This window comes from Pectinatus frisingensis, from assembly GCF_014076555.1.
GTDB classification, from domain to species: Bacteria; Bacillota; Negativicutes; order Selenomonadales; family Selenomonadaceae; genus Pectinatus; species Pectinatus frisingensis.
Genome location: NZ_CP045424.1, coordinates 1,147,355 through 1,169,340, shown reverse-complemented (window position 1 = coordinate 1,169,340; position 21,986 = coordinate 1,147,355). Strand labels below are relative to the sequence as shown.

The 21,986-nt window shown below is 37.3% G+C and carries 23 protein-coding genes, 1 tRNA gene and 1 riboswitch; of the genes, 9 read left to right on the top strand and 15 right to left on the bottom strand.

The window, feature by feature from the left end:
- Positions 1-203 precede the first annotated feature (203 nt).
- From F8M42_RS05465 to lexA, 3 genes are all read right to left on the bottom strand, one after another.
- Positions 204-812: a TetR/AcrR family transcriptional regulator gene (locus F8M42_RS05465; RefSeq protein WP_182188333.1), complete on the bottom strand. Its 609-nt coding sequence runs from the start codon at positions 810-812 to the stop codon at positions 204-206.
- 71 nt (positions 813-883) lie between these two features.
- A complete protein-coding gene (locus F8M42_RS05460) occupies positions 884-1,228 on the bottom strand; it encodes a hypothetical protein (RefSeq protein ID WP_182188332.1) in 345 nt (114 codons plus the stop codon).
- A 157-nt stretch (positions 1,229-1,385) separates the two neighbouring features.
- Positions 1,386-2,000, bottom strand: a complete 615-nt coding sequence (gene lexA / locus F8M42_RS05455) for a transcriptional repressor LexA (RefSeq protein WP_182188331.1) — start codon at positions 1,998-2,000, stop codon at positions 1,386-1,388.
- 192 nt (positions 2,001-2,192) lie between these two features.
- On the opposite strand from lexA, the gene F8M42_RS05450 reads away from it, so the two are divergent.
- Positions 2,193-2,336, top strand: coding sequence for a hypothetical protein (locus F8M42_RS05450; RefSeq protein ID WP_182188330.1), 144 nt, complete (start codon positions 2,193-2,195; stop codon positions 2,334-2,336).
- Positions 2,337-2,340: 4 nt separating this feature from the next.
- On the opposite strand, the gene F8M42_RS05445 is transcribed toward F8M42_RS05450, so the two are convergent.
- The 6 genes from F8M42_RS05445 to F8M42_RS05420 all read right to left on the bottom strand — a co-directional run bounded on the left by F8M42_RS05445 (position 2,341) and on the right by F8M42_RS05420 (position 8,483).
- Positions 2,341-2,646, bottom strand: coding sequence for a hypothetical protein (locus F8M42_RS05445; protein WP_182188329.1), 306 nt, complete (start codon positions 2,644-2,646; stop codon positions 2,341-2,343).
- 1 nt (position 2,647) lies between these two features.
- Positions 2,648-3,460: a hypothetical protein gene (locus tag F8M42_RS05440; protein ID WP_182188328.1), complete on the bottom strand. Its 813-nt coding sequence runs from the start codon at positions 3,458-3,460 to the stop codon at positions 2,648-2,650.
- Positions 3,432-4,574, bottom strand: coding sequence for a carboxynorspermidine decarboxylase (gene nspC, locus F8M42_RS05435; protein WP_182188327.1), 1,143 nt, complete (start codon positions 4,572-4,574; stop codon positions 3,432-3,434). The genes F8M42_RS05440 and nspC overlap by 29 nt, the downstream gene beginning before the upstream one ends.
- 102 nt (positions 4,575-4,676) lie before the next feature.
- On the bottom strand, positions 4,677-5,876 hold the full coding sequence (locus F8M42_RS05430; RefSeq protein ID WP_182188326.1) for a saccharopine dehydrogenase family protein: 1,200 nt from the start codon (positions 5,874-5,876) through the stop codon (positions 4,677-4,679).
- A gap of 112 nt (positions 5,877-5,988) precedes the next feature.
- The gene (locus tag F8M42_RS05425) at positions 5,989-7,248 is read right to left on the bottom strand and encodes a DUF445 family protein (RefSeq protein WP_182188325.1); all 1,260 of its coding nucleotides are present in this window, start codon (positions 7,246-7,248) and stop codon (positions 5,989-5,991) included.
- Complete coding sequence (locus tag F8M42_RS05420; RefSeq protein WP_182188324.1) at positions 7,248-8,483, bottom strand: DUF445 domain-containing protein; 1,236 nt, start codon at positions 8,481-8,483, stop codon at positions 7,248-7,250. The genes F8M42_RS05425 and F8M42_RS05420 overlap by 1 nt, the downstream gene beginning before the upstream one ends.
- Positions 8,484-8,672: 189 nt before the next feature.
- Between F8M42_RS05420 and secG the strand changes: the two genes are divergently transcribed.
- The 6 genes from secG (at position 8,673) to smpB (ending at position 14,525) form a co-directional block, all read left to right on the top strand.
- Positions 8,673-8,885, top strand: coding sequence for a preprotein translocase subunit SecG (gene secG / locus F8M42_RS05415; RefSeq protein WP_182188647.1), 213 nt, complete (start codon positions 8,673-8,675; stop codon positions 8,883-8,885).
- A gap of 182 nt (positions 8,886-9,067) precedes the next feature.
- Complete coding sequence (tnpA, locus tag F8M42_RS05410) at positions 9,068-9,463, top strand: IS200/IS605 family transposase (protein WP_182188323.1); 396 nt, start codon at positions 9,068-9,070, stop codon at positions 9,461-9,463.
- Positions 9,379-10,578 carry a transposase gene (locus F8M42_RS05405; protein WP_229711477.1) on the top strand — a complete coding sequence of 400 codons (1,200 nt, stop codon included), beginning with the start codon at positions 9,379-9,381 and terminating at the stop codon, positions 10,576-10,578. Before tnpA ends, F8M42_RS05405 begins: the two co-directional genes overlap by 85 nt.
- Positions 10,579-10,836: 258 nt before the next feature.
- On the top strand, positions 10,837-11,574 hold the full coding sequence (locus tag F8M42_RS05400) for an alpha/beta hydrolase (RefSeq protein WP_182188322.1): 738 nt from the start codon (positions 10,837-10,839) through the stop codon (positions 11,572-11,574).
- Between the two features lie 41 nt (positions 11,575-11,615).
- Positions 11,616-13,964, top strand: a complete 2,349-nt coding sequence (gene rnr / locus F8M42_RS05395; protein ID WP_182188321.1) for a ribonuclease R — start codon at positions 11,616-11,618, stop codon at positions 13,962-13,964.
- 87 nt (positions 13,965-14,051) lie between these two features.
- Positions 14,052-14,525, top strand: coding sequence for an SsrA-binding protein SmpB (gene smpB, locus F8M42_RS05390; RefSeq protein ID WP_182188320.1), 474 nt, complete (start codon positions 14,052-14,054; stop codon positions 14,523-14,525).
- Between the two features lie 121 nt (positions 14,526-14,646).
- On the opposite strand, the gene F8M42_RS13835 is transcribed toward smpB, so the two are convergent.
- From F8M42_RS13835 to F8M42_RS05365, 6 genes are all read right to left on the bottom strand, one after another.
- On the bottom strand, positions 14,647-14,757 hold the full coding sequence (locus tag F8M42_RS13835) for a hypothetical protein (RefSeq protein WP_407672855.1): 111 nt from the start codon (positions 14,755-14,757) through the stop codon (positions 14,647-14,649).
- A 302-nt stretch (positions 14,758-15,059) separates the two neighbouring features.
- Positions 15,060-15,707, bottom strand: coding sequence for an amino acid ABC transporter permease (locus tag F8M42_RS05385; protein WP_182188319.1), 648 nt, complete (start codon positions 15,705-15,707; stop codon positions 15,060-15,062).
- A gap of 3 nt (positions 15,708-15,710) precedes the next feature.
- Positions 15,711-16,382, bottom strand: coding sequence for an amino acid ABC transporter permease (locus tag F8M42_RS05380; protein WP_182188318.1), 672 nt, complete (start codon positions 16,380-16,382; stop codon positions 15,711-15,713).
- The gene (locus tag F8M42_RS05375) at positions 16,382-17,215 is read right to left on the bottom strand and encodes a transporter substrate-binding domain-containing protein (protein ID WP_182188317.1); all 834 of its coding nucleotides are present in this window, start codon (positions 17,213-17,215) and stop codon (positions 16,382-16,384) included. Before F8M42_RS05375 ends, F8M42_RS05380 begins: the two co-directional genes overlap by 1 nt.
- Positions 17,216-17,253: 38 nt before the next feature.
- Positions 17,254-17,976, bottom strand: a complete 723-nt coding sequence (locus F8M42_RS05370; RefSeq protein WP_182188316.1) for an amino acid ABC transporter ATP-binding protein — start codon at positions 17,974-17,976, stop codon at positions 17,254-17,256.
- 333 nt (positions 17,977-18,309) lie between these two features.
- A tRNA-Cys gene (locus F8M42_RS05365) sits at positions 18,310-18,384 on the bottom strand.
- Between the two features lie 473 nt (positions 18,385-18,857).
- On the opposite strand from F8M42_RS05365, the gene F8M42_RS05360 reads away from it, so the two are divergent.
- Both F8M42_RS05360 and thiT read left to right on the top strand, forming a co-directional pair.
- Positions 18,858-20,819, top strand: a complete 1,962-nt coding sequence (locus F8M42_RS05360) for a methyl-accepting chemotaxis protein (protein ID WP_182188315.1) — start codon at positions 18,858-18,860, stop codon at positions 20,817-20,819.
- A 64-nt stretch (positions 20,820-20,883) separates the two neighbouring features.
- Positions 20,884-20,978, top strand: a riboswitch (TPP riboswitch).
- A 50-nt stretch (positions 20,979-21,028) separates the two neighbouring features.
- On the top strand, positions 21,029-21,643 hold the full coding sequence (gene thiT / locus F8M42_RS05355; RefSeq protein WP_182188314.1) for an energy-coupled thiamine transporter ThiT: 615 nt from the start codon (positions 21,029-21,031) through the stop codon (positions 21,641-21,643).
- Positions 21,644-21,986 lie beyond the last annotated feature (343 nt).

The window sequence follows — 21,986 nt, the reverse complement described above, 5'->3', positions numbered from 1 at the left end:
GACAACCTACCCTATTCTTCCTGCCTTATACGTAGGCTTTGTTTATCGGACCGAAGATTTGCCCTTGGCTTATTTTAAATTCCGCCTTGCAATGGACAGTTATATGCTTAGCACTATTAACCTGCACTCGGAACTTTCACCCATTAATGCGCCCATGCTGGGCGCACTCAATTTAAAAATAAAGCAGGAGAAATGAGAATTACTCATTTCTCCTGCTTTATTTTTAAACCATCAAGTATTATCAGTACTTTATAATGGACATTCTCACAAAATGGAACCGGTAGACTGCTAAACGATGCTGCCTGGAATATAGAATGAAACATTTCCGTAATTACTTCAGCCGGAATATCCCTGCGGAATTCACCGGTTTCCTGTCCCTTTTTTATAATACCGTCAAATATGTATTTAAACAATGGCGCTGCACCGCTTTCGTGTTCAAAATCACGCGGCAGTGCACTTTTATCGGCCGCTTTCATAAATAATGGCAGAACAAAACGATTTTTATCAAGCAATGCTGCCGTTTCCGTGACAACAGTCTCAAGAATACCGGCATAGGTTTTTTGTGTGCGGGAAATCGAAGAAAATGAACTGCGAATATCTTCTGCCAACTGGTTTAATAAATCTTTCAGCAAGCTTTCCTTGGAGTCAAAATAATTATAAAAAGTCCCCAACCCAAGTTTGGCTTCTTTCATTATATCTGCAATAGATGTTTCAGCCAGTCCATTTTCAGCAAATAATCGCGTTGCTGACTCAATTATGGTCTTTTTAGATTGAATTTTTTTGCTTTCCCGTTTAGTCAATTTTTCCTGCATTTTTATTCCTCATTTATTCTCACCAGATAAATACTCTCTTTAATAATGCACTTTATATCAAATATTCGCCGTCAATCATCAATGAACGTCAACTTACTAAAAGCTTCCAAAAAAAGATTATATTTGTTATCTATTTTATCTGCGTCTTGTCCAGTTACCGCCACTCGCATAAAAGTCGTATTAAACACAATAAACGCATTATAGAATACATCATATTCTTTAGTGTCCAATATTGCCGCCATCAATTGAATCTGCTTTGCGCAAGCATGCGCCTGACAAATATATGCTAAAACCAAAGAATCAGCTGGTTCATTTTTAATTCCGTATATATTCATGGCAGCTTTGACATTGCAGACACATGAATTAGTAAATTTCCTAAATAATTTAACTTGATCTTTTATTAATGATTTATCCATCTAACTAATACCTCTTATTAAATCCCGGCAGCTAACCTTATTGCCACTTCGTCCTCCGGCATACTAAATTGTATAACCAGTTTAACAAAACAGTTGCCTTTTTATTTTTACTGCAAATAAATTTTTAATAGTTATTGCTATCTCCATATTATATTACTTATATTACACTTCCCAGCAAAGCAACAGCCTTGCCAAGAATACGTATATCGCTGCAATTATTTCTGTTAAACTCCATTGGCTTATACTTAGGATTCTCTGAACGTAGTTGAATCATGCTGCCATATTTATACACCCGCTTCAAAGTAGTGCTGTCATCTATCAGTACGGCAGCAATCTCTCCGTCATTCACTTCTGCCTGTTCGCGAATAAAAACAATATCTCCATCATATATTCTGGCGTTTATCATACTGTCACCTGAAATACGCAGACAAAAATCAGCCTTTATATTATCACAGCACGGAATATATTCATCAAAGTCCTGCACCGCTAAAATAGGCCTCCCGGCAGCTATACGCCCTATCAACGGAATTTTTCTCACTGAGTCATTATCAGCATTCTTAACCTGCGATGATAACTGCATTCCCCAAAAATGTTCCGGTGGAATATTCAAAGCAGCAGCGATTTTTAAGACATTTTTTTGTTTGGGTTCATAACTGCCTGACAAGTATTCACATATTGAAGATTTGTTTATCCCTGTAACACGTGATAATTTAGTTTGGTTTATTCCTGCAGCAATCATATACTCATGCAGTTTTTCGGAAAAATCAGTCATAGTTTAAACCTCCAGTTTTTATTTAGTATACTTAATATGTTCGGAAAAATCAACAATAAACAGCAATAAAAAATTCATAAAGATGAAAAAAGACTTGCCAAAATTTACCTTATATTGTATTATTGTCTATAAAGATTTCCGAACATTTTATTTAACAAAACTAAACGTCAATATAACGAGGAGGATTTTGTAATGAAACATCTAGGTTACAGCCGTATCATCAAAGCAAAAGATTTACGGGTATTGGCACGCTATGCAGCAATTGCTGCCTGCATCAAACCCTACATAAAAGATACAAAGATACATGTGGACTGGTATAAGATAAAATCAGCCTGATCTACTAATTTTTATGTTTTTTCTGCTGTGGATAAAGTATTATATTATCACCATCACGTTTCAATTTAACTTGATATTCAATAATTCCCTTTTTGTAAAGATCAATTTTTAGTTTTAAAAGTTCTTTATTCAACGCAGTTGTAAGCTCGTCATCAATATAAGTAGCTTTAGTTTCTGTCACTCGTTTTCTTTTTTGAATATTATTATCATCAAATTCATCAGCTAAATCAAATAATGATCTGGTTGACTTATGCTCTTTACAATCTTTAAGCATATCAGTGTCTGATAACCCCTTAGGTATTTTTGTCATTTCAATCATCCCTTTTCAAAAATTTTTCCCACATTACAATAAGAAGTCCAATTACAGCGGTTATCAGCAGACTGCAGGCTGCAAATGTTCCTATAATAATGAAAAAATCTTTATCGGTTATAATCTTCCCATAAAAATTCAACTGTCCATTATCCAAACCTTCTACTAAAGGAAAATATATGGCACCGGCGATAATATTGAGTGCTGTAAAAAGAAAAAGTTCACCCCATATTGGCAAATTTCTAAAGATAAATAAAAGCAGCAACCACATTACAACAGCGATAAACGCTGTTTTTTCAAAAATATAAAACATCGTTCCGATAAAATCAGTGGACAAAAGTGTCTTCGCATCAATATTTTTATTTGCCTGATCAGAAGCCTGGTCCTTTCCAGTTTCTTCTGCCGCTGCCGTTGCGTCATTATCCGTCTGTTTGTCAGTATCATCATGTTTAATATATTTATTATTTTTTATTTTGTCAGAACCAGTTTTATCATCTGAAGAATTATTTTTATCTGCCGATGCCGCATTATCAGCGGATTTTTTGTCATTGTCTTTTGCTGATCTTGCATGATCATTAATTTCAGCTGATATTTTATCTGTATCAATACCCTTTATTTCCGGCAGCTGCGGTGCCGGAACGGCAGGAGGCTGTGGAATCTGAATATCGGGTGGATTCATTTCAGGCAAGCGCACTTCTGCCTGAGCACTATTTGATAATATGGCGCCGACCAATAAAACACTCCCATACCAAATTATTTTTTCCACAAAACCAACTATATTTTTTTCACGAAAGACGGTTTTTAAAATCATCATAGCCAAAACGCTTTACAATTTTTATTTGTCCATCCTTTTTTAGCACAGCTATCGTCGGTAAGGGAATGCCATTAAAAGTATTATTTTTTACCATTGAATAAATAGCCATGTCACAAAAGACAACTTTATCTCCGACCGATAATGGTTTATCGAAGGAATATGAACCGATAATATCCCCGGCAAGACAGGTAGCTCCTCCTAATGTGTAAGTATAAGCTTTTTTATTCGGCAATGCCGCACCAACTACATCCGGCCGATATGGCATTTCAATTACATCCGGCATATGGCAGGCTGCTGATGCATCAAGGATGGCAATATCACGTTTATTATGGATTAGTTCCAACACTTCGGCAGTCAGAAAACCGGTATTCAATGCCACAGCCTCGCCCGGTTCGAGATAAATTGACAAATTATATTTTTGCTGCAAATGACGAATCAATTTTACCAACAAATCCATATCATACCCCCTGCGGGTAAGTAATTGTCCGCCGCCTAAATTAAGCCATTTCATCTTGTGTAAATAAGCACCGAATTTTTCTTCTACCACTGATAAGGTTGCAGCTAAATCTTCTGAGCCTTGTTCGCATAACGTATGAAAGTGTAATCCACTGATACCGGCGATGTCATCGGCTGCAAAATTATCCAGTGTTATCCCCAATCGTGAACCTTCAGCACAAGGATCATAGATGGCATGTTTCTGTGTTGAATATTCGGGATTAATGCGCAAACCACACTCACAACCAGCTGCCAAAGCAATCTGCTTAAATTTGTCCCACTGAGAAAAAGAATTAAAAACAATATGGCCGCAGATGGCTGCTATTTCAGGAAAATCTTTTTCATTATATGCAGGAGAAAAAATATGGTTTTCCCCTGTTAGATATTCATGTGCCAGCTTAGCTTCATAAAGGCCGCTGGAAGTAGAACCCGCCAAATATCTATCAATAAGTGGATAACAATAGAACATGGAAAATGCCTTTTGTGCTAAAAGAATCTTACAATCGGCCTTCTGTTGTAATTTTGCCAGTAATTTCAAATTTTTTTCCAATAAATCTTCGCAAACTACATAGCAGGGTGAAGGCAGCTGTTGAATTTTTGCCAATACTTGTTCATTCAAAATAATCACCCATTATTGTATTCTTTAATTATTTTATAAACTGTAAGGTGGTACCACTGTCAAATCTGCGGCAGCGATACCATCACATATCTGACTATATACTTAATCTACAAGAACCGGATTAAAATCTTCCCTCCACGGTAGTCCCCATTTGTTAAGTGCCGCCATAAAGGGATCCGGATCAAATTCCTCAACATTATAGACACCGGGACGCTGCCAAGTACCATTCATTACCAGCATAGTGCCTATCATCGCTGGCACACCCGTTGTATATGATACTGCCTGTGATCCGACCTCTCTATAACATTCCTGATGATCACAAATATTATATAAATAATAATGCTTTTCTTTGCCGGCTTTTTTACCAGTAAAAATACAACCTATGTTAGTTTTTCCCACTGTACGTGGACCGAGACTTGCCGGATCAGGTAATACTGCTTTTAAAAATTGTAATGGCACAATCTGTCTGCCTTCAAAATCAATGGGTTTAATCGAAGTCATGCCTACATCCTGCAAACATTGCAAGTGTGTCAAATAACTTTTTCCAAAGGTCATAAAAAAACGTATTCGCTTTATTCCCTTAATATTTTGTCCTAATGATTCCAGTTCTTCATGATGCAGCAAGTACATATCCTTATCACCGATTTCAGTAAAATTATATACTTTTTTTATCTGCATCGGTTTTGTTTCAATCCATTTACCATCTTCCCAATAACTGCCATTGGCTGTTACTTCACGGATGTTTATTTCCGGATTAAAATTGGTCGCAAACGGATACCCGTGGTCACCACCATTGCAATCCAATATATCAATATAATTTATTTCATCAAATTGATGTTTCAGCGCATAAGCGCTGAATACGCCGGTAACTCCAGGGTCGAAACCACTGCCCAGTAAAGCCGTTATTCCAGCATTTTTAAATTTATCACGATATGCCCATTGCCATTTATATTCAAACTTAGCCGTTTCCAGCGGTTCATAGTTTGCCGTATCAACATAATGTGTCTTTGTCGCCAAACATGCATCCATTATCGTTAAATCCTGATATGGAAGTGCCAAGTTCAAAACCACATCAGGTTTATATTCAGTTATTAAATTTATTAACTGCTCAGTCGAATCAGCATTCACCTGCGCGGTTAAAATTTTAGTCTTTCCACCGGAAAGTTTTTGCTGCAACGCATCACATTTACTTTTTGTCCGACTGGCAATCATAATTTCATCAAAAGCAGCACTATTTTGACAACATTTATGAATGGCTACATTGGCTACTCCGCCACAACCGATAATCATTGCTTTTCCCACGAAAAGAACCTCCTTTTTCTTATTACTTCGTCATATGCTATATAGTATAACAAAAAAAACTTTGCTTGTATGTATGTACTGATAATATTTACATTACCACACAGATATTATATTATTTGTTAAATACTGTTATCCCAATAAACAGCAGTAATCCTATTCCCCCACCAACAATTGAACCATTCATGCGAATCCAGATAAGGTCTGTCTTTGTTTTGGCATATACCAACTCATTGAGCTGTGCATCACTCATATTGGCAATTGCGCGGCGAACGATATTACCGATCATTCCTTGAGCCTGAAGTGCAGAACGACCAACAATGTCATTAATAAAATTATTAATGAGTTTTTTTACCAGAAAATTATCATGCAGGTCACGCAAAAACAAATTGACTGCCTGTGACAACAACTCTACTACGTCTTTTTTTAGCGGGCTGTCTATCTGACTGAACTGTCCTTGAATGTTTTTTATGCCGGCTGTGATTAAAGAATTCAAAACCATTGGAGACAATGCAGCTGCTTTCACTTCGGCAGCTGCATCCGACCAAATGTTCTGCGCTAAAACGTCATCTACTGTAGCATTCATGATTGACAACAGTCTTTTGTGAATCCTGCTGCCGTTATCTGGAATCTGCCCAATAAGCGGCAATATTTTGTTTTGTATTAAAGCAGCGCATTCTCTATTATTGATAACATCCAATACGCCTCCCAACGAAAACAAAAACGATGACATCCCAGATTTAAATTTTTTATCGGCAAGTTTTTTCAGTTGGGCTTCCAAATAAACCAGCCCATCCTCTCCGGACAACTTATCATAAATCAGTGCGGAAAGCTTTTCCAACAATATATTTTTCCACATATCCTGTCTCAGATATTTTCTACCCAGACTGTCAATATCTATTATTTTAACAAAGTCCTTATTTTTATGAATAAAAACAATCAGCTTTTCTGCCGTTTGATTTGCATCAAGCAACAGTAATTTTTGTTGTAACCAGTCTGCTCCTCTCACAGCCGCCATATTACAACGTTCATCATTCATAAATAAGATCAGCTGCTCTGAGGCATTGAATTGTTTCAAATGATTAAAAATATTTTTGCGGGAAAAAAACTGTTCCTGCGCTAACTGAATGGTTGCCTTGGTAAAAGCCTCCCGCCGTCTCGGCAATATAGCCGTATGCCAGGGAATACCAAGCGGTTTTCTGAAAAGTGCCGTAACCGCAAACCAGTCAGCAATGCCACCGACTAAAGCCGCTTCCAGGCAAAAAAGCAATCCACGTGTAAATACATTTTCATAATGGGTCTTTATCACTAAGACAATAATAAACATACCGGCAACTGTAATTAAAGTCTTATCGGCACGATTAAATTTTTTCATTAACTGTAAATCCTTTCTGCCAAATAAGCCGCCATATATAAAACCATCCCGGCAATACCACCAACCAACGATCCATTTATGCGAATCATCTGCAAGTCATTGCCAACATGGTTTTCCACCAATATAATAAAACTTTCTGTTGAATAACTATTAAGCTTGTCTTTTATCATTTGTAAAATAACAGATGAATGGGCTTTGATAAAATTGCTTAATCTTTCCTTCAGCCAAGTATCAAAATGTTTTTGTGCCTTATAATCTGCACTAAAACCCGTCAGTACAGCATCAGCATACTCAGTAATTTCCCTGGCAACGTCCCTGCCGACATTTCCACTTTGGCGACAATAATGCTGCAATTTTTTTAAAATAACTTCTACAGCCGATTTTTGCACTAATTTTTTTTCCATTTCAGATAAAATTTTATCATATTTACCGGATGATATATTTTGAGGCAGTGTGATTTTCAGCCACTGCTGTAATTTTTGCCGCTGCGGACTTTTTTCATTTTTCAATTCGGCACAGTTCGAAAGAAATTTTCTATCAATATTTTGCATTAATGTAACATCATTTATATCAAACATGGCAATGGCCATTTCACGTAATGTCGATCCTTGTTTATAATTTTCAATAATATCATGCAATATCGGCTGCAAAATACTTTTAACTTCCGTGTCGCTTGTCAATTTTCTGGCAAATATATCCAGTACAGCAATAAATCTATTTATTTGTCCATCATTGGCGGAAATTTTTATTAATTCAACGAGCGCCGGTTTAAATAAATGAGTATTCTTATATTTGGATAAAATACAGGCAAACTTATCAGTCCATGCATCATAACCGGTATTTTGGATAATCTCATTAACCAAAGCATTTATTGTATCTTCCAAGCGTTTTTTACCGCCTAATTTATCAAAATATTCTATAACCATTTTTGCCATATCATAGCGTACAATATCCTTCATTATATTATCTATGCTTAAAAGATCCAACCCGATAAAACTGATTATTTCATCCATTATCCGCTGCCTGTTGCGTGGTAAAATAGCTGTACGCCATGAAATACCCAAAGGCTTTTTAAAAATAGCCGTGACTGCAAACCAATCGGCAAGACCACCGATTGTTGCCGCTAAAAAACCGTTATGCAGCAGACTAAGGATAAAACTGCTTTCATTCATTGTAACCAATGCACCGATCGCCATAATTATCAACACAATTGTAGCTTGTGATTTCCTTTTCATAAACTCTCCCCACATTATCGATAGTATGATATTTATTTTAGCACATATTTAAATTCATGTGTGCGGCACAACAGATATTCTTAGCACATTTCATAGACAAATAAGCTGTGTCATGCTAAAATATACCATATATATGATAGATTAAATATTGTTCATTAGGAGGGTTATTGCTTGAAATTAGCTATTTTAATGATAATAGATGCCATTATTGCTGTCTGTCTGATCGTTTCAGTTTTGATGCAGGAAGGCAAAAGTGCCGGTCTTGGTGGACTTTCCGGTGAAACAGATACAGTATTCAGCAGAAAAGCCCGCGGTCTTGATGCCTTATTAGCAAAGGCAACTGTCTTCTTCGCCATTTTATTTGGAGTCATTACTTTAGTGATAGCAAAAATGACTGCCTGAAAATATTCTCTATCATATGATAGAGAATATTTTTTTAACCTAATCCGCGAGAAGTCCGCCACCTCTTAGGTGGGGGATGAAGGTAGGTGTGGCGAATTTACACAAGTAATTGAGCCATACAATTGTTTTTTGTCTTGTTTGGTAGTACAATCAGTCGTAAAAGAGAAAGGACTTATTATACTATGGGATTAGACAATAACAACCATTCAGTGTTCTTGCTCTATTACCATCTTGTCTTGGTGATAAAATACCGCCGCAAAGTATTCTCTGACCAAATGAGCCAATATGCTAAAGATATATTTGTTCGTATAAGCTCGTCATACAACATCACACTAGAAGAGTGGAATCACGACCAAGACCATGTACATATCATGTTCCGTGCCCAGCCTAATACGGAGATGTCGAAATTCATCAATGCTTACAAAAGTGCCAGTTCCAGGCTAATCAAAAAGGATTTTCCCGAGGTTAGGCGTAAGCTGTGGAAAGAGATGTTTTGGTCGAGAAGCTATTGTTTGCTGACAACAGGCGGTGCTCCTATCGAGACGATTCGGAAATATATAGAAAATCAGGGCAGGTGATTATAGTGAATAAGGCATACCGATACAGACTCTATCCAACCGCTGAACAAAAAATCATGTTTGCTAAGACCTTCGGCTGTGCCAGATTCATCTATAACAAGATGCTTGGTGACCGCCTTAACCATTACAAAGAAGCAGGTAAGAAACTGAATAATACACCGGCACGGTACAAATCTGAATTTCCCTGGCTAAAGGAAGTTGACAGCCTAGCTCTTGCGAACGCCCAGATGAATCTGAATAAGTCTTACAATAATTTTTGGAATCATTGTAAGAATTTTGGTAAACCTCGTTTCAAATCTAAGAAAACCGGACATTGTTCTTACTCTACGAATAATCAGAAAGGTTCTGTCCGAGTGGAGGAAAACAAAGTCAAATTGCCTAAGATTGGCTGGGTAAAACTATGTCTACATCGTCCGCTTATGGAGAACGGCATCATAAAAACGGTTACCATCAGCAAAACGCCGTCAGGAAAATTCTATATCAGTATCTTGGTGGAATACGAAAACCAAATACTCCCCATCATACCGAAGAGATTTCTCGGATTAGATTTTGCTATGCATGGTCTGTATGTTGCTTCCGATGAAGACGATGCGGATTATCCAAATTTCTTACGCAGAGCCGAGAAAAGATTAGCTAAAGCACAAAGGAAACTATCCAAAAGGCGAAAAGGAAGTCATAATCGAGATAAGCAAAGACTTCGTGTAGCGATTCTTCATGAGAAAACAGCGAACCAACGCCGCGACTTTCTGCATAAGAAAGCCCGCTGTCTCGTAGACCACTATGATGCTATTGGCATCGAAGATATTAGCGTCAAGGCTATGGCTAAGCACAAGAAAGGCGGTAAATTCAGCTTTGGAAAATCTATAGCTGATAATGGCTGGAATAAGTTTGTGAATATCTTAGAATACAAACTTGCCTGGCAGGGGAAAATGCTTATCAAGATATATAAATGGTATCCCAGCAGCCAACTGTGCCATGTTTGCGGGTATCAGAACAATAAAACGAAGGACTTATCTGTACGGGAATGGAATTGTCCAAAATGTGGCAGTCACCATAACCGGGATAAGAACGCTGCCATAAATATTCGAGAAGAAGCCAGACGAATATCTGCCTGATGAAACTCGTAAAAATACCGTGGGTCGCACGGGAATCTACGCCTGTGGAAAGAGTGTAAGCCGCCACAGTTCTTCAGAATTGCAGTGCTGTTCTCGGAGAAGCAGGAAGCTCCCGCCTCTATAGGCGGAAGTACGTTCACTATGATAGTATCACTGCCTGATAAGTTTTTTACCATTTAAGCAATGCACTATCAATAATAAATAGCAAGATTTGCTGTAATCAAATTCAACTATCATATTTTTGAAGAGGTGTCGACAATGATCCTGCATGGAGCGGAGCCGTTTTTTTTAGCCGGCAGCAAAAAAGGAATCCTTTTAGTGCACGGTTTTACAGGTTCACCTTCAGAAATGCTTTTATTGGGAAAATATCTCAATTACATTGGTTACACTGTAATGGCTGTCCGACTTTGCGGACACGGTACAAACCCTGAGGATATGGCTCGCATGAAATGGCGCGATTGGTATGCTTCTGTCTGTGATGGTTATCATTTACTTAAAAACTACTGTAAAGATATTTATATTATAGGTTTATCTATGGGAGGAGCGTTGTCACTTCTTTTAAGCATTGATTTTCCTGTAAAGAAAGCAGCATCTTTGAGCACTCCTATTTTCATCGCCGCACAACGTGGTCTTGATATGCTGCCGCCACGACATTTATCCAATGATATTTATATCCCCAAGATACGGCATCTGCCAAACAATATACCGGCTGTATGTAACGTCGGCTACAAAAAAATGCCGCTGATATGCGTACACGAACTGCTTGATTGCATCCAATATCTGAAAAAAAACCTAAAACGCGTGAAAGTACCCGTTTTAGTAGTTCAAAGCAGTAATGATCACACTGTTGACAACAAAAGCGGTCGATATATATATAACAAAATAGAAAGTCAGGATAAACAATTTTTGCAATTAAGCAAATCAGGGCACTTGGTTATATTGGATACGGAAAGAAAAATTGTTTTTGAACGGATAAAACAATTTCTGGCAAAATAAATTTAATAAATCTTTAGCATTGCTGAAGATGAGGGGTAAACATGGAACTACGCAAACGCATTTTAGATTATATGGAAAACAAGGCTTCCCGACCGGTAAGTGAAGAAGATATTGCTGAAGGATTACAGCTTAATAATGAAGAACTAATCCAACTATTTACTATTCTGGATGAATTGGAACAGGAAGGCTGCATTGTACGCAATCGCAATGATTTATATGGCCTGCCCAGACTCATGAATTTAGTAATTGGTCGTTTGGCAATGAACAGCAAGGGATTTGGCTTTATCATCCCAAGTGACGCCGCTGAACAAGAACAAGGTGATGTATTTGTTCCCGCACCACAACTAAATTCAGCTATGAATAACGACCGGGTCATCGTCCGGTTAAACGATACAGCTGCCGACGGACGTTCCCGTGAAGGTGAAATTGTCCGCATTCTCGAGCATGCCAACAGACAAATCGTCGGAACTTTTGAAAAAAGTGTTTCATTTGGTTTCGTCACTCCTGATGACAGTAAATTAAAACAAGACATATTTGTCCACAGACGTAATTTTAATGGTGCCGCAGTGGGTACAAAAGTTATAGTGGAAATAACTAAATGGGCTCACAAAGGCCATAATCCCGAAGGTAAAATAATAAAAGTATTAGGTAAAACAGATGATCCCGGCATAGATATATTATCAGTGATTTATCAATATGACCTGCCGCTCGATTTTCCTGAAACTGTCAAAACAGCTTCGGCAAAAATTCCACTGACGATCAAAGAAAGTGACTGCAAAAACCGTCGCGATCGTCGTAATTTCCCAATCGTCACCATTGATGGTGACGATGCCAAAGACTTGGATGACGGCGTATATGCAACAAAAAAAACAAGCGGTAATTTTTTGTTGGGTGTATATATTGCTGATGTAAGTCATTATGTACAAGAAAATTCTCCGCTGGATCTGGAAGCACGTAGACGCGGCACCAGTGTTTACCTTGTTGACCGTGTTATTCCGATGCTGCCGACACGTCTATCTAATGGTATATGCAGTCTTAATGCCGGCGAAGATCGCTTATCGATGGCCGCCGAAATGGAAATAAACACCGAGGGCACAGTAATCTCATATGAAATTTTTCCCACTGTAATCCATGTAGCCAGACGTCTGACATATAATATTGTCAACAAAATCCTTGTCGATAAAGATGACCATTTCATTGCCGACAATGGCGACATTCTGCCTTTGCTGCATACCTTGCGGGAATTGCGCGGTATTTTACGCCAGCGACGCGTCAAACGCGGATCAATTGATTTTAATATTCCTGAAATAAAAGTAGTCCTTAACAAAAAAGGCCTTCCAATCTCCTTATTAAAACGCAGCGGCTCATTAGGGGAGTCAATAATTGAAGAATGCATGCTTGTCGCCAATGAAACTGTTGCCGAACACATGGCAATGAAAAAAACTCCCTTTATTTACCGTATCCACGAACAGCCAGATAGTGAAAAGATAAAGGCCTTAAATGAGTTACTCAGCACCTTTAACCTTTATATAAACAAAAACAGCAAAACGGGACTGATTGAACCCAAGTCGATCCAGCATGTCCTAAATGAAGTTGCCGGTAAACCAGAAGAACGGATAATCTCAGCAATAGCACTGAGAACAATGCAGCAAGCCCGCTATTCGGCTGATAATGCCGGTCATTTTGGCTTAGCCGCAAAATTCTACACTCATTTCACGTCACCGATTCGTCGCTATCCTGATCTTATCGTGCATCGTCTGTTATCTGAACTCTTACCAACAGGAAAAATAAGCACTGCACGAACCGAACAATTAAAAAAGGTATTGCCAGAAATTGCCTTAAACGCATCGACACGGGAACGTGTCGCTGCTGATGCGGAACGAGACACAGTAGACATGAAAAAAATTGAATATATGGCTCAATTCGTTAATGCTGAATTTACCGGCGTCATAAGCGGTGTCACTGCTTTCGGTTTATTCGTCGAGCTCGATAATGGCGTAGAAGGACTCGTTCATGTATCAAGCATGGCCAATGATTATTATGAATACGCGGAAAACCAATACGCCTTGATTGGACAGCGCACTAACAAAGTCTACCGCATTGGTGATCAGGTTACAGTAATACTAATGCGGGCTGATATAAAAGAACGCATAATAGATTTTATTTTAAAAGATAACGGCATATACAATCAACTTAATATCAAACAGAAAAACCATCAAAAAAATCCAAAGAAAAATACCACTAAAAATAAAAAACAGCAGCCAACGATTGCAAATCCATCATCAAAACATTCACACAATACACCGTTACAGCACGCCAAAAGGAACAGACGGAAAAAAGATAAACGAAAAAATCCAGCCGTTGCCAAAAAACAGGTTGGCAAACATTAATTTCAGTTCTTTCTGGCAATTGAGGCTGCATACAATAAAATATCTGACAAAGTCTCAGGCAAATGACATAATGGAGGACACTGAATAATGGGAACAAAAAATAGCAAGTTGAAAATAGTCTGCGAAAATAGAAAAGCATGGCATGATTATTTTATCCTGGAAAAATATGAAGCAGGAATTGCTCTTGTCGGTACAGAAGTAAAATCACTGCGTGAAGGGAAAGCTAATTTAAAGGATAGTTTTGTCATAATAAAAAACGGCGAGGCAATTTTGGAAAATGTTCATATCAGTCCTTACGAACATGGTAATATTTTTAATCATGATCCCCTGCGAGCCAGGAAACTTTTATTGCACAAAACTGAAATAACCAGATTGTTCAGCAAAACACAAGAAAAAGGATTAACTTTAGTACCCTTAAAAATATATTTTACCAAAGGCCGCGCCAAAGTAGAAATAGCACTGGCATCTGGTAAAAAGAACTATGACAAACGCCGGGTAATTGCCGAAAAAACAGCTAAACGTGAAATCGACCGGGCTTTGAGAGAAAGACAAAAATATTAACATCTAATGACATATTATGTAAAATAGAATTATTACAATTTTTGACATGCTCCCCATTAAGAGAACAATTAAAAACAATGATTTTTTCTATCGCCAGCCTGACATCGGTTGGCGATATTTTTTATGATGCCAATCTATAATGATCATGGTGTACCATTGGTGTTATTATATTTGACCTGCATTGCAGATGTCGATTATTGTAGTAATTTATATAATCAGCTATAATATCCATTAAATTATTTCTAGTAGTAGAATGTGATTGTTATGATATATTTCATGCTTCAAAATTTTCAAAAATTATTTCATTAGTCCATTGTTGATGCAGTGGGCATATATTTATTCATATGATAATCTAACAGGTATAAAATTGGGGTTTTGTATATTGATAATTTATTTTTCTATTGAATATTTACACTGCTTTTTTCAGATATAGAAATACCCCCTTACAGGCCTGTTATATTCAGTATCCTATAAGGGGGTGGTGACATAATGCAACGACCTTATTTTTATATACAACAAAAATATATTACTTTTTTAATAACTTTTAGCAATCAACCGGCGGTGTTCCCATCTGGCGATAAGTGATAAGCTGTAGTTTAACATGAAATATATCAAAGCCACACATCCCATTATAACAAACAAATGACTGGTATCACTATAACGCCCGATCAAGATCATACTGCGGCCTGTAAGTTCTTCAGTACCCACTGCCCAAACAAAAGAAGAATCTTTTATTACAGTAGTGAATTGTGATACCATAGGTGGAATAATATTACGATATGCCTGCGGCAAAATTATATGGTATACGATTTGCCACTTGTTCATCCCCTGAGAAAGTGCAGCTTCAAATTGCCCCTTAGGAACAGAGTTAATTCCGCCACGAACAATCTCAGCCATGATAGCTCCGGTAAAAACAGACATTGCCAGTATCCCCGACATAGTTGGCGGCAGAGGTGTCATAAACCGTGCTATCAATACGCACAGCAGACACGGTATATTACGCACTATATCCACATACAAACCGCCTAATTGTGCCAGCAAAGGCAGTTTTAGATAACGTACTATGCCAATCAAAGTTCCCAGAACAACACTGAATATTATTGAGAAAAAACCTATTTCCAAGGTAACCTTGAATCCGCCCATTAAAAATAGAAAGTTGTTCATTTCGAATAAATCTGCCATTCGTTACACCTCAGTTTCCTTTTCAAGTTTACCTATATATTTGCTGAGAGCGAAACAGATTATCCAATAACAGGCACCTGTTACAACGTATGCCGGACCATAATACATATTGCTGCCGGACCACGAGTCAGCCTGATACATCAAATCTCCACCAGCGATCATTGCCAGTACAGATGTATTTTTTACAAGATTTATTGCCTGGTTCGCCATAGCGGGAAGCATTATTTTTTTTGATTGCGGTAACACTATATACCACATAGCCTGCCAGTAATTAAATCCCTGTGACACAGCTGCCTCAACCTGCCCTCTGGGAACCGACAAGATCGCCCCGCGCACAGCTTCGGCCATGTAGGCACCGGTATAAAGTCCCACACCGATGATGCCGATAAGTAAAACCGGCATCATCACATGAATATGCGGCAATGCGTTATAAATAAATATTACTTGTATTACTAGTGGTGTATTTTGAAAAAATTCAACGTATACGCGATTTATTACTTTGACTATCTTATTAGGAAAGACACCGGCAACACCAAAAATTATTCCTAATATAATTGATAGAATAAGCGCACCAATTACTACTTCCAATGTAGTAGTCAGTCCGTCAATAAATATATCACGTGCGTCAAACAACGCCTGCCATTTATAAATTGCAAACGGATTATTGACATCCATTACTTGTTAAGCTTCCATTTCGCCAAAAGTTTATCCATTTCGCCGGAGTCTTTCATTTCTTGAAAAGTGTCATTTATTATCTTAGCTAAGGCTTCATTACCTTTTTTAGTCGCCGCACCATATTCCTGCGGAGCAAACTTATCCGGCAGAATTTTCGTTTGATCATCAACATAACCTGCCAAATTAGACGTATCCATAGCATATGCTGCTGCCCGGCCCGACATTAAAGCAGCCTTGCATTCAGGATAAGTGGGAAATTCAGCAAATTTCACTTCAATACCGGCAGCCTTTGCTGCATCTTCAACAGCCTTCCTTGTTGTAGCCCCCTGTGGAACTGCAATAGTCTTGCCATTTAAATCCTTTAAAGAATTTATATTGTCAGATTGCTTAACTAACAAACCCACAGGATCAGTATAATATGGATCACTGAAATTATACTGTTTCTTCCGTTCATCATTAATCGTATATGTTGCGATAACCGCATCCAATTCACCGCTGTCAAGCAATGGGCCACGGGTTTTGGCAACTACGGGAGTAAACTCAACTTTTGACGGATCGTTAAAAATCTTTTTGGCTACGGCATGAGCCAGGTCAACTTCAAATCCTTCCAATTCACCAGTATCAGGATTTTTATAACCAAACAACGGCACATCAACTTTAGTCCCAATTTTAATGTAACCGCGATCCTTAATCGTCTGCATTATATCGCCTGAAGCTGAGGAAGAAGAACTCGAATTAGACGCGCTTTCTCCGCCGCATCCAGCGGCTAATAAGGAGAATGTAGTCATTGCAGTTAATGCCAATACAGTTAATTTTTTCTTTGATAATAACATAGCTGTAACCTCCTGATTTATATTATAAACTAATTAAATTAAAGAATTTTGCTCAAAAATTGCTGAGTCCGTTCATTCTGAGGATTTTCAAAAAAAGCCTTCGGCGTTCCCGTTTCCAATATCTGTCCGTCAGCCATAAAAATAACATGATCGGCCACTTCACGGGCGAATCCCATTTCATGTGTAACACATACCATAGTAATGCCACTGTGCGCTAAATCCACCATTACATCAAGTACTTCTTTAATCATCTCAGGATCTAATGCCGATGTAGGCTCATCAAATAACATTATTTTAGGATGCATATTCAGCGCCCTGGCTATCGCCACACGCTGCTGCTGACCACCGGAAAGCTGTGTCGGATATGCATAAGCCTTATCCTTTAAACCCACTCTTTCTAAAAATTCCAATCCGGTTTTTTCTGCTTCAGTTCTTTTTTTACCCTGCACCAGAATGGGAGCTATCGTTAAATTTTCCAAGACAGTTTTATGAGGATATAAATTAAACTGTTGAAAAACCATAGCAGCTTCCTGCCGGATTTTTTTCAGCTGTCCTTTAGATTTTGTCAAATTGATACCGTCAACGACTACTTCACCGCTATCCGGTTTTTCCAATTGATTTATACAGCGAATCATCGTGCTTTTTCCGGACCCGCTGGGTCCGATAATTACAACTTTTTCGCCGGCATTTACGTGCAGATTTATATCCTTGAGCACATGATTATCACCAAAGTACTTATTTACACCACTTAGGTGTATCATATTCTACCGCCTCCTTTTTAAGTATAAAAAAAGCGCCCAGACCGACAAAAGGTCACAGCGCCATTGCTTATGAATGAATTAAGTATAAAGCATTAAATAAATTTTGTCAACATGTTAATCTATATTAAAAATATTAATAAATTAATATTTTTAATATAGAAAAAGCATTATAAAAAAATTTTACAGTTAATATTTTTTGCTTAAATGTTTCATCAGTAAAAATTTTATCAGTATCTGCAATAAACATCATAATTAACAACCACTTTCTGTCCATACTGCTAAAAATATTTCAAAAAAAAGAGAGAAGTAAAACTTCTCTCTCCGAATTCTTTATGGAGGCGACACCCAGACTCGAACTGGGGAATAAAGGTTTTGCAGACCTCTGCCTTACCACTTGGCTATGTCGCCGCTGGAACGTATATTATTATATATACTTTAAATGGACTTGTCAACAATTTTCAGGAAAACATTCTAAATAAAACAAGAATTGGCTGCAAATATTAAAAATATCACAAAAATATATTCATATTATTTTTCTTTTCTTAAAAGTCATAAATATATTCAATTTTATCTTAAGAGATTTAATATATCGTAAATTCATAAGTATTTAATAAATTTTCTAATATAAAATACATTTATATCAATAACTATGTATTATTGCAGAGCAAACATTTCATTGTCATCTATTATTGCTCTTACATACTGGTAAAGAAGGGGTTTGCGTAGTAAAATGATAATTAATGAATTCGTTACTATTAATATTAATTATTTATCTAACATCAATAATGTATACAGTATATATTCATTAATTGTTATTGTTTATGTTAATTAGATAAATTTTAAAATTTAATCTGATAAAAAATTATAAGGGAGACATTTTTATGGAAAGTAGTTTGAAGAAAAAATTGATTGTTTTGATGGCCTTATTTGCGTGTATACCTTTAATAGTATTATCTATAATAAACAATATTACCGCAATAAATACCATAAAAAAGAATGCACTGCTGTCAGATACACAGTTAAATACCGAAGTGGCTTCCGAAATACAGCGTATTCTTGATGTAAATAAGGGTATTAACGAAAGTTTCGCCGTAATACCAACGCTGCAGTCCATGAACCCGGCAAATATGCAGCAAGCTTTAATAGATATTAATAAAAAACATCCACAGATAGAATTAATTGCCGTTTTAGATACCAGTGGACAACAAATTGCCCGTTCCAGCGGCAAAGTTGGCAATAGAGCCGACCGTGACTATTTTAAAAATGCAATGTTGGGAAAAACTTTTATAACCCCGGTCTACACCTCAGCAACAACAAAATCACTTTGTGTAACTATTTCCACACCAATAAAAAATACAGCCGGCGATATTGTAGGCGTGGTATCATCGGATATTTCCCTGAAAGCTTTATGGGACATTGCAGATAATATTCATTTTGGTACCTCCGGATATGTAGATATTGTTGATGAAACAGGCAACATACTGGCTCATCCTGATAAAAGTGCCATAGAACAAAAAATAAATTTATCTAAAATATCATATGTAGCTGATTTACTCAAAGGAAATTCCGGCAGCACTACTGCCTTATCCTCCGATCAGCAAAACAGTCTGATCACCTATGCTCCTGTAAAAGGTTACAACTGGGGAGTCATTACTTATCAACCTGTATCCGATTTTTATCACACACTTTTTTACAATATAATAATTACAATAATCTTAATTCTGATTTTTACAGCCATAAGTATAATTATAGCTTTCAAAATAGCCGACAGTATCATCAAACCATTAAAAAAATTGATGACAGCAGCACAAAAGACTGCTCAGGGAGATTTACGACAGCAGATACAGATCGAAGGAACTTCAGAAATAAAAGAATTAGGCCATCATTTTAATACAATGTTGTCCAGTCTGAAACAAGTTATCACCGAAACGGCTACTGCCAGTGAAACCGTTTCCGCCGCATCAGAAGAATTATCATCTTCAATAGATTCCGTGGGAACTTTAACCAATAATATCAGAAATACTGTGGATAATACTGTCAACAGTACAAAAGATAAGATGGCTGTGTCAAAAAACTCCATCAACATGGTGACTAATATGGTAGAAAATGTTGAAAAAACAGCTCAATTTGCCGATACTATAGCTAAATCAGTAGAAAATAGTAAAACCATCATTGATACCGGCTCTAAACAGTCAGATGATGTTGTGCGAAAAATTACCGACATACAGGCAGATGTGGACAAAACTACCGAGGTAATAACCGTGTTAGGTGAAAAATCACAACAAATTGAACAAATTGTTGACACAATAACCGGAATTGCAGGACAAACCAATCTCCTGGCATTAAATGCTGCCATAGAAGCCGCCAGAGCCGGTGAACACGGCAGAGGTTTTTCCGTGGTAGCCGAAGAAGTTTCTAAATTAGCCTCACAATCAGAAGAAGCAGCAAAAGAAATAGCCGGTATTGTCAGTGAAGTAAAATCCGATACAGCCAATGCTGTCAACACCATGGAGAAAAACCGCCATACAGTTCAGACCGGTGTAGAATCAGTGCAAAAAACAGTAACTGTATTTAAAAAGATATATGAAGTAATTGAAGAATTAAACACTCAATTACAAAAAATACTGACTATATCAGAAGAACAAAAAAACAGCAGCAAAAAGGTCAATGATTCTATACAGGAACTGGGACATTTCTTTGAAGATAATATGAAAAATTTGGAAAGCATGGCAGCTTCCGGAACCTCCCAGGCAAACTCTATGCAGGAAATAAAAACTGCATCTAACTCACTGGCACAGATGGCCGTATCATTAAGTGAAACTATAAATAAATTTTCAATATAATCATCTCAATAATCCGGCACTGGAAAAAGTTTCCTTTTTGCAGTAAAATAGTCTTAAAAAATAAATGTAATGCTAGGGGTGCCCAGCGGCTGAGAGCAATATTGCAACCCTTTACCTGATCTGGATAATACCAGCGGAGGGAAGCGTATCCAAGCAGTGTTTTCCATGAATAGGAAGCGCTGCTTTATTTTATGAATGGAGATTTTTATATGACGGAAATATCGGGAAAATTGACAGTTATTGCAGCCTCACCATCCAGTGTCTTCTCCTTATTGGGATTATTGCTGTTAATCTTGGCATTCTTGTATATCAAAAAACTTAAAATAGATTTAAAAATGCTGATTAATATTGCACTAATGCTTGCCTTGGCCTTTATATTACATCTATTGCGTCTTTATCACATGCCGCAAGGCGGCAGTGTAACTTTGGGCGGTATGATACCGCTTTTACTGATAGCATTTCGCTATGGACCGGGAGGAGGATATTTAGCCGGCTTTGCCTATGGCATGATCAATCTATTACAAGATCCTTTCATCTTACAACCAGTACAAGTATTGTTTGATTACCCGCTTCCTTATATGGCACTTGGTCTGGCGGGTTATTTTAAAAATAGGATATACTTAGGTGTGTTGATTGGTATCACTGCCCGTTTCTTATGTCATTTTATATCTGGAGTTGCCTTTTTTGGCAGCTATGCTCCGGCCGGTATGTCACCATACTGGTATTCACTGATTTTTAATGCTTCATATTTATTACCAGAGTTGATCATATGCCTGCTAATTATTCGCGTACTGCCAATAAGACAATTACTGCATAAAATGTAAACCTGGTCAAATATTTCACTGTCATAATGCTGTAGTTTTCGTTATATTACAAAACTGCAGCATTTTCATTCTGCTAATATAAAATATTCATTATGATTAATTGTTATAGCTGCTATGATTAATTGTATTTTTAAGAATAATAGGAATAATTAATCTACGTGTTCTGTATACACTTTTAAAATCAGGCTTTTGTCATGCGTAAAAGTAATATCCAACATAACATTATGGTATTCGACAGTATCGGACAGTGATGCTATTATAAACCTACAGTTAAAGGTAATTATCCAAACAAGTGCACTGAATAAACCTCACAAACCATGGTATAAGAGGAATGTTACTGTAT

Bases quoted from the DNA above. Each gene is read 5' to 3' on its own strand.
- F8M42_RS05465 (WP_182188333.1), bottom strand. From the start codon at position 812: ATGCAGGAAAAATTGACTAAACGGGAAAGCAAAAAAATTCAATCTAAA.
- F8M42_RS05460 (WP_182188332.1), bottom strand. From the start codon at position 1,228: ATGGATAAATCATTAATAAAAGATCAAGTTAAATTATTTAGGAAATTT.
- lexA (WP_182188331.1), bottom strand. From the start codon at position 2,000: ATGACTGATTTTTCCGAAAAACTGCATGAGTATATGATTGCTGCAGGA.
- F8M42_RS05450 (WP_182188330.1), top strand. From the start codon at position 2,193: ATGAAACATCTAGGTTACAGCCGTATCATCAAAGCAAAAGATTTACGG.
- F8M42_RS05445 (WP_182188329.1), bottom strand. From the start codon at position 2,646: ATGACAAAAATACCTAAGGGGTTATCAGACACTGATATGCTTAAAGAT.
- F8M42_RS05440 (WP_182188328.1), bottom strand. From the start codon at position 3,460: ATGATGATTTTAAAAACCGTCTTTCGTGAAAAAAATATAGTTGGTTTT.
- F8M42_RS05425 (WP_182188325.1), bottom strand. From the start codon at position 7,248: ATGAAAAAATTTAATCGTGCCGATAAGACTTTAATTACAGTTGCCGGT.
- F8M42_RS05420 (WP_182188324.1), bottom strand. From the start codon at position 8,483: ATGAAAAGGAAATCACAAGCTACAATTGTGTTGATAATTATGGCGATC.
- secG (WP_182188647.1), top strand. From the start codon at position 8,673: ATGATAATAGATGCCATTATTGCTGTCTGTCTGATCGTTTCAGTTTTG.
- tnpA (WP_182188323.1), top strand. From the start codon at position 9,068: ATGGGATTAGACAATAACAACCATTCAGTGTTCTTGCTCTATTACCAT.
- F8M42_RS05400 (WP_182188322.1), top strand. From the start codon at position 10,837: ATGATCCTGCATGGAGCGGAGCCGTTTTTTTTAGCCGGCAGCAAAAAA.
- rnr (WP_182188321.1), top strand. From the start codon at position 11,616: ATGGAACTACGCAAACGCATTTTAGATTATATGGAAAACAAGGCTTCC.
- smpB (WP_182188320.1), top strand. From the start codon at position 14,052: ATGGGAACAAAAAATAGCAAGTTGAAAATAGTCTGCGAAAATAGAAAA.
- F8M42_RS13835 (WP_407672855.1), bottom strand. From the start codon at position 14,757: ATGGATATTATAGCTGATTATATAAATTACTACAATAATCGACATCTG.
- F8M42_RS05385 (WP_182188319.1), bottom strand. From the start codon at position 15,707: ATGGCAGATTTATTCGAAATGAACAACTTTCTATTTTTAATGGGCGGA.
- F8M42_RS05380 (WP_182188318.1), bottom strand. From the start codon at position 16,382: ATGGATGTCAATAATCCGTTTGCAATTTATAAATGGCAGGCGTTGTTT.
- F8M42_RS05375 (WP_182188317.1), bottom strand. From the start codon at position 17,215: ATGTTATTATCAAAGAAAAAATTAACTGTATTGGCATTAACTGCAATG.
- F8M42_RS05370 (WP_182188316.1), bottom strand. From the start codon at position 17,976: ATGATACACCTAAGTGGTGTAAATAAGTACTTTGGTGATAATCATGTG.
- F8M42_RS05360 (WP_182188315.1), top strand. From the start codon at position 18,858: ATGGAAAGTAGTTTGAAGAAAAAATTGATTGTTTTGATGGCCTTATTT.
- thiT (WP_182188314.1), top strand. From the start codon at position 21,029: ATGACGGAAATATCGGGAAAATTGACAGTTATTGCAGCCTCACCATCC.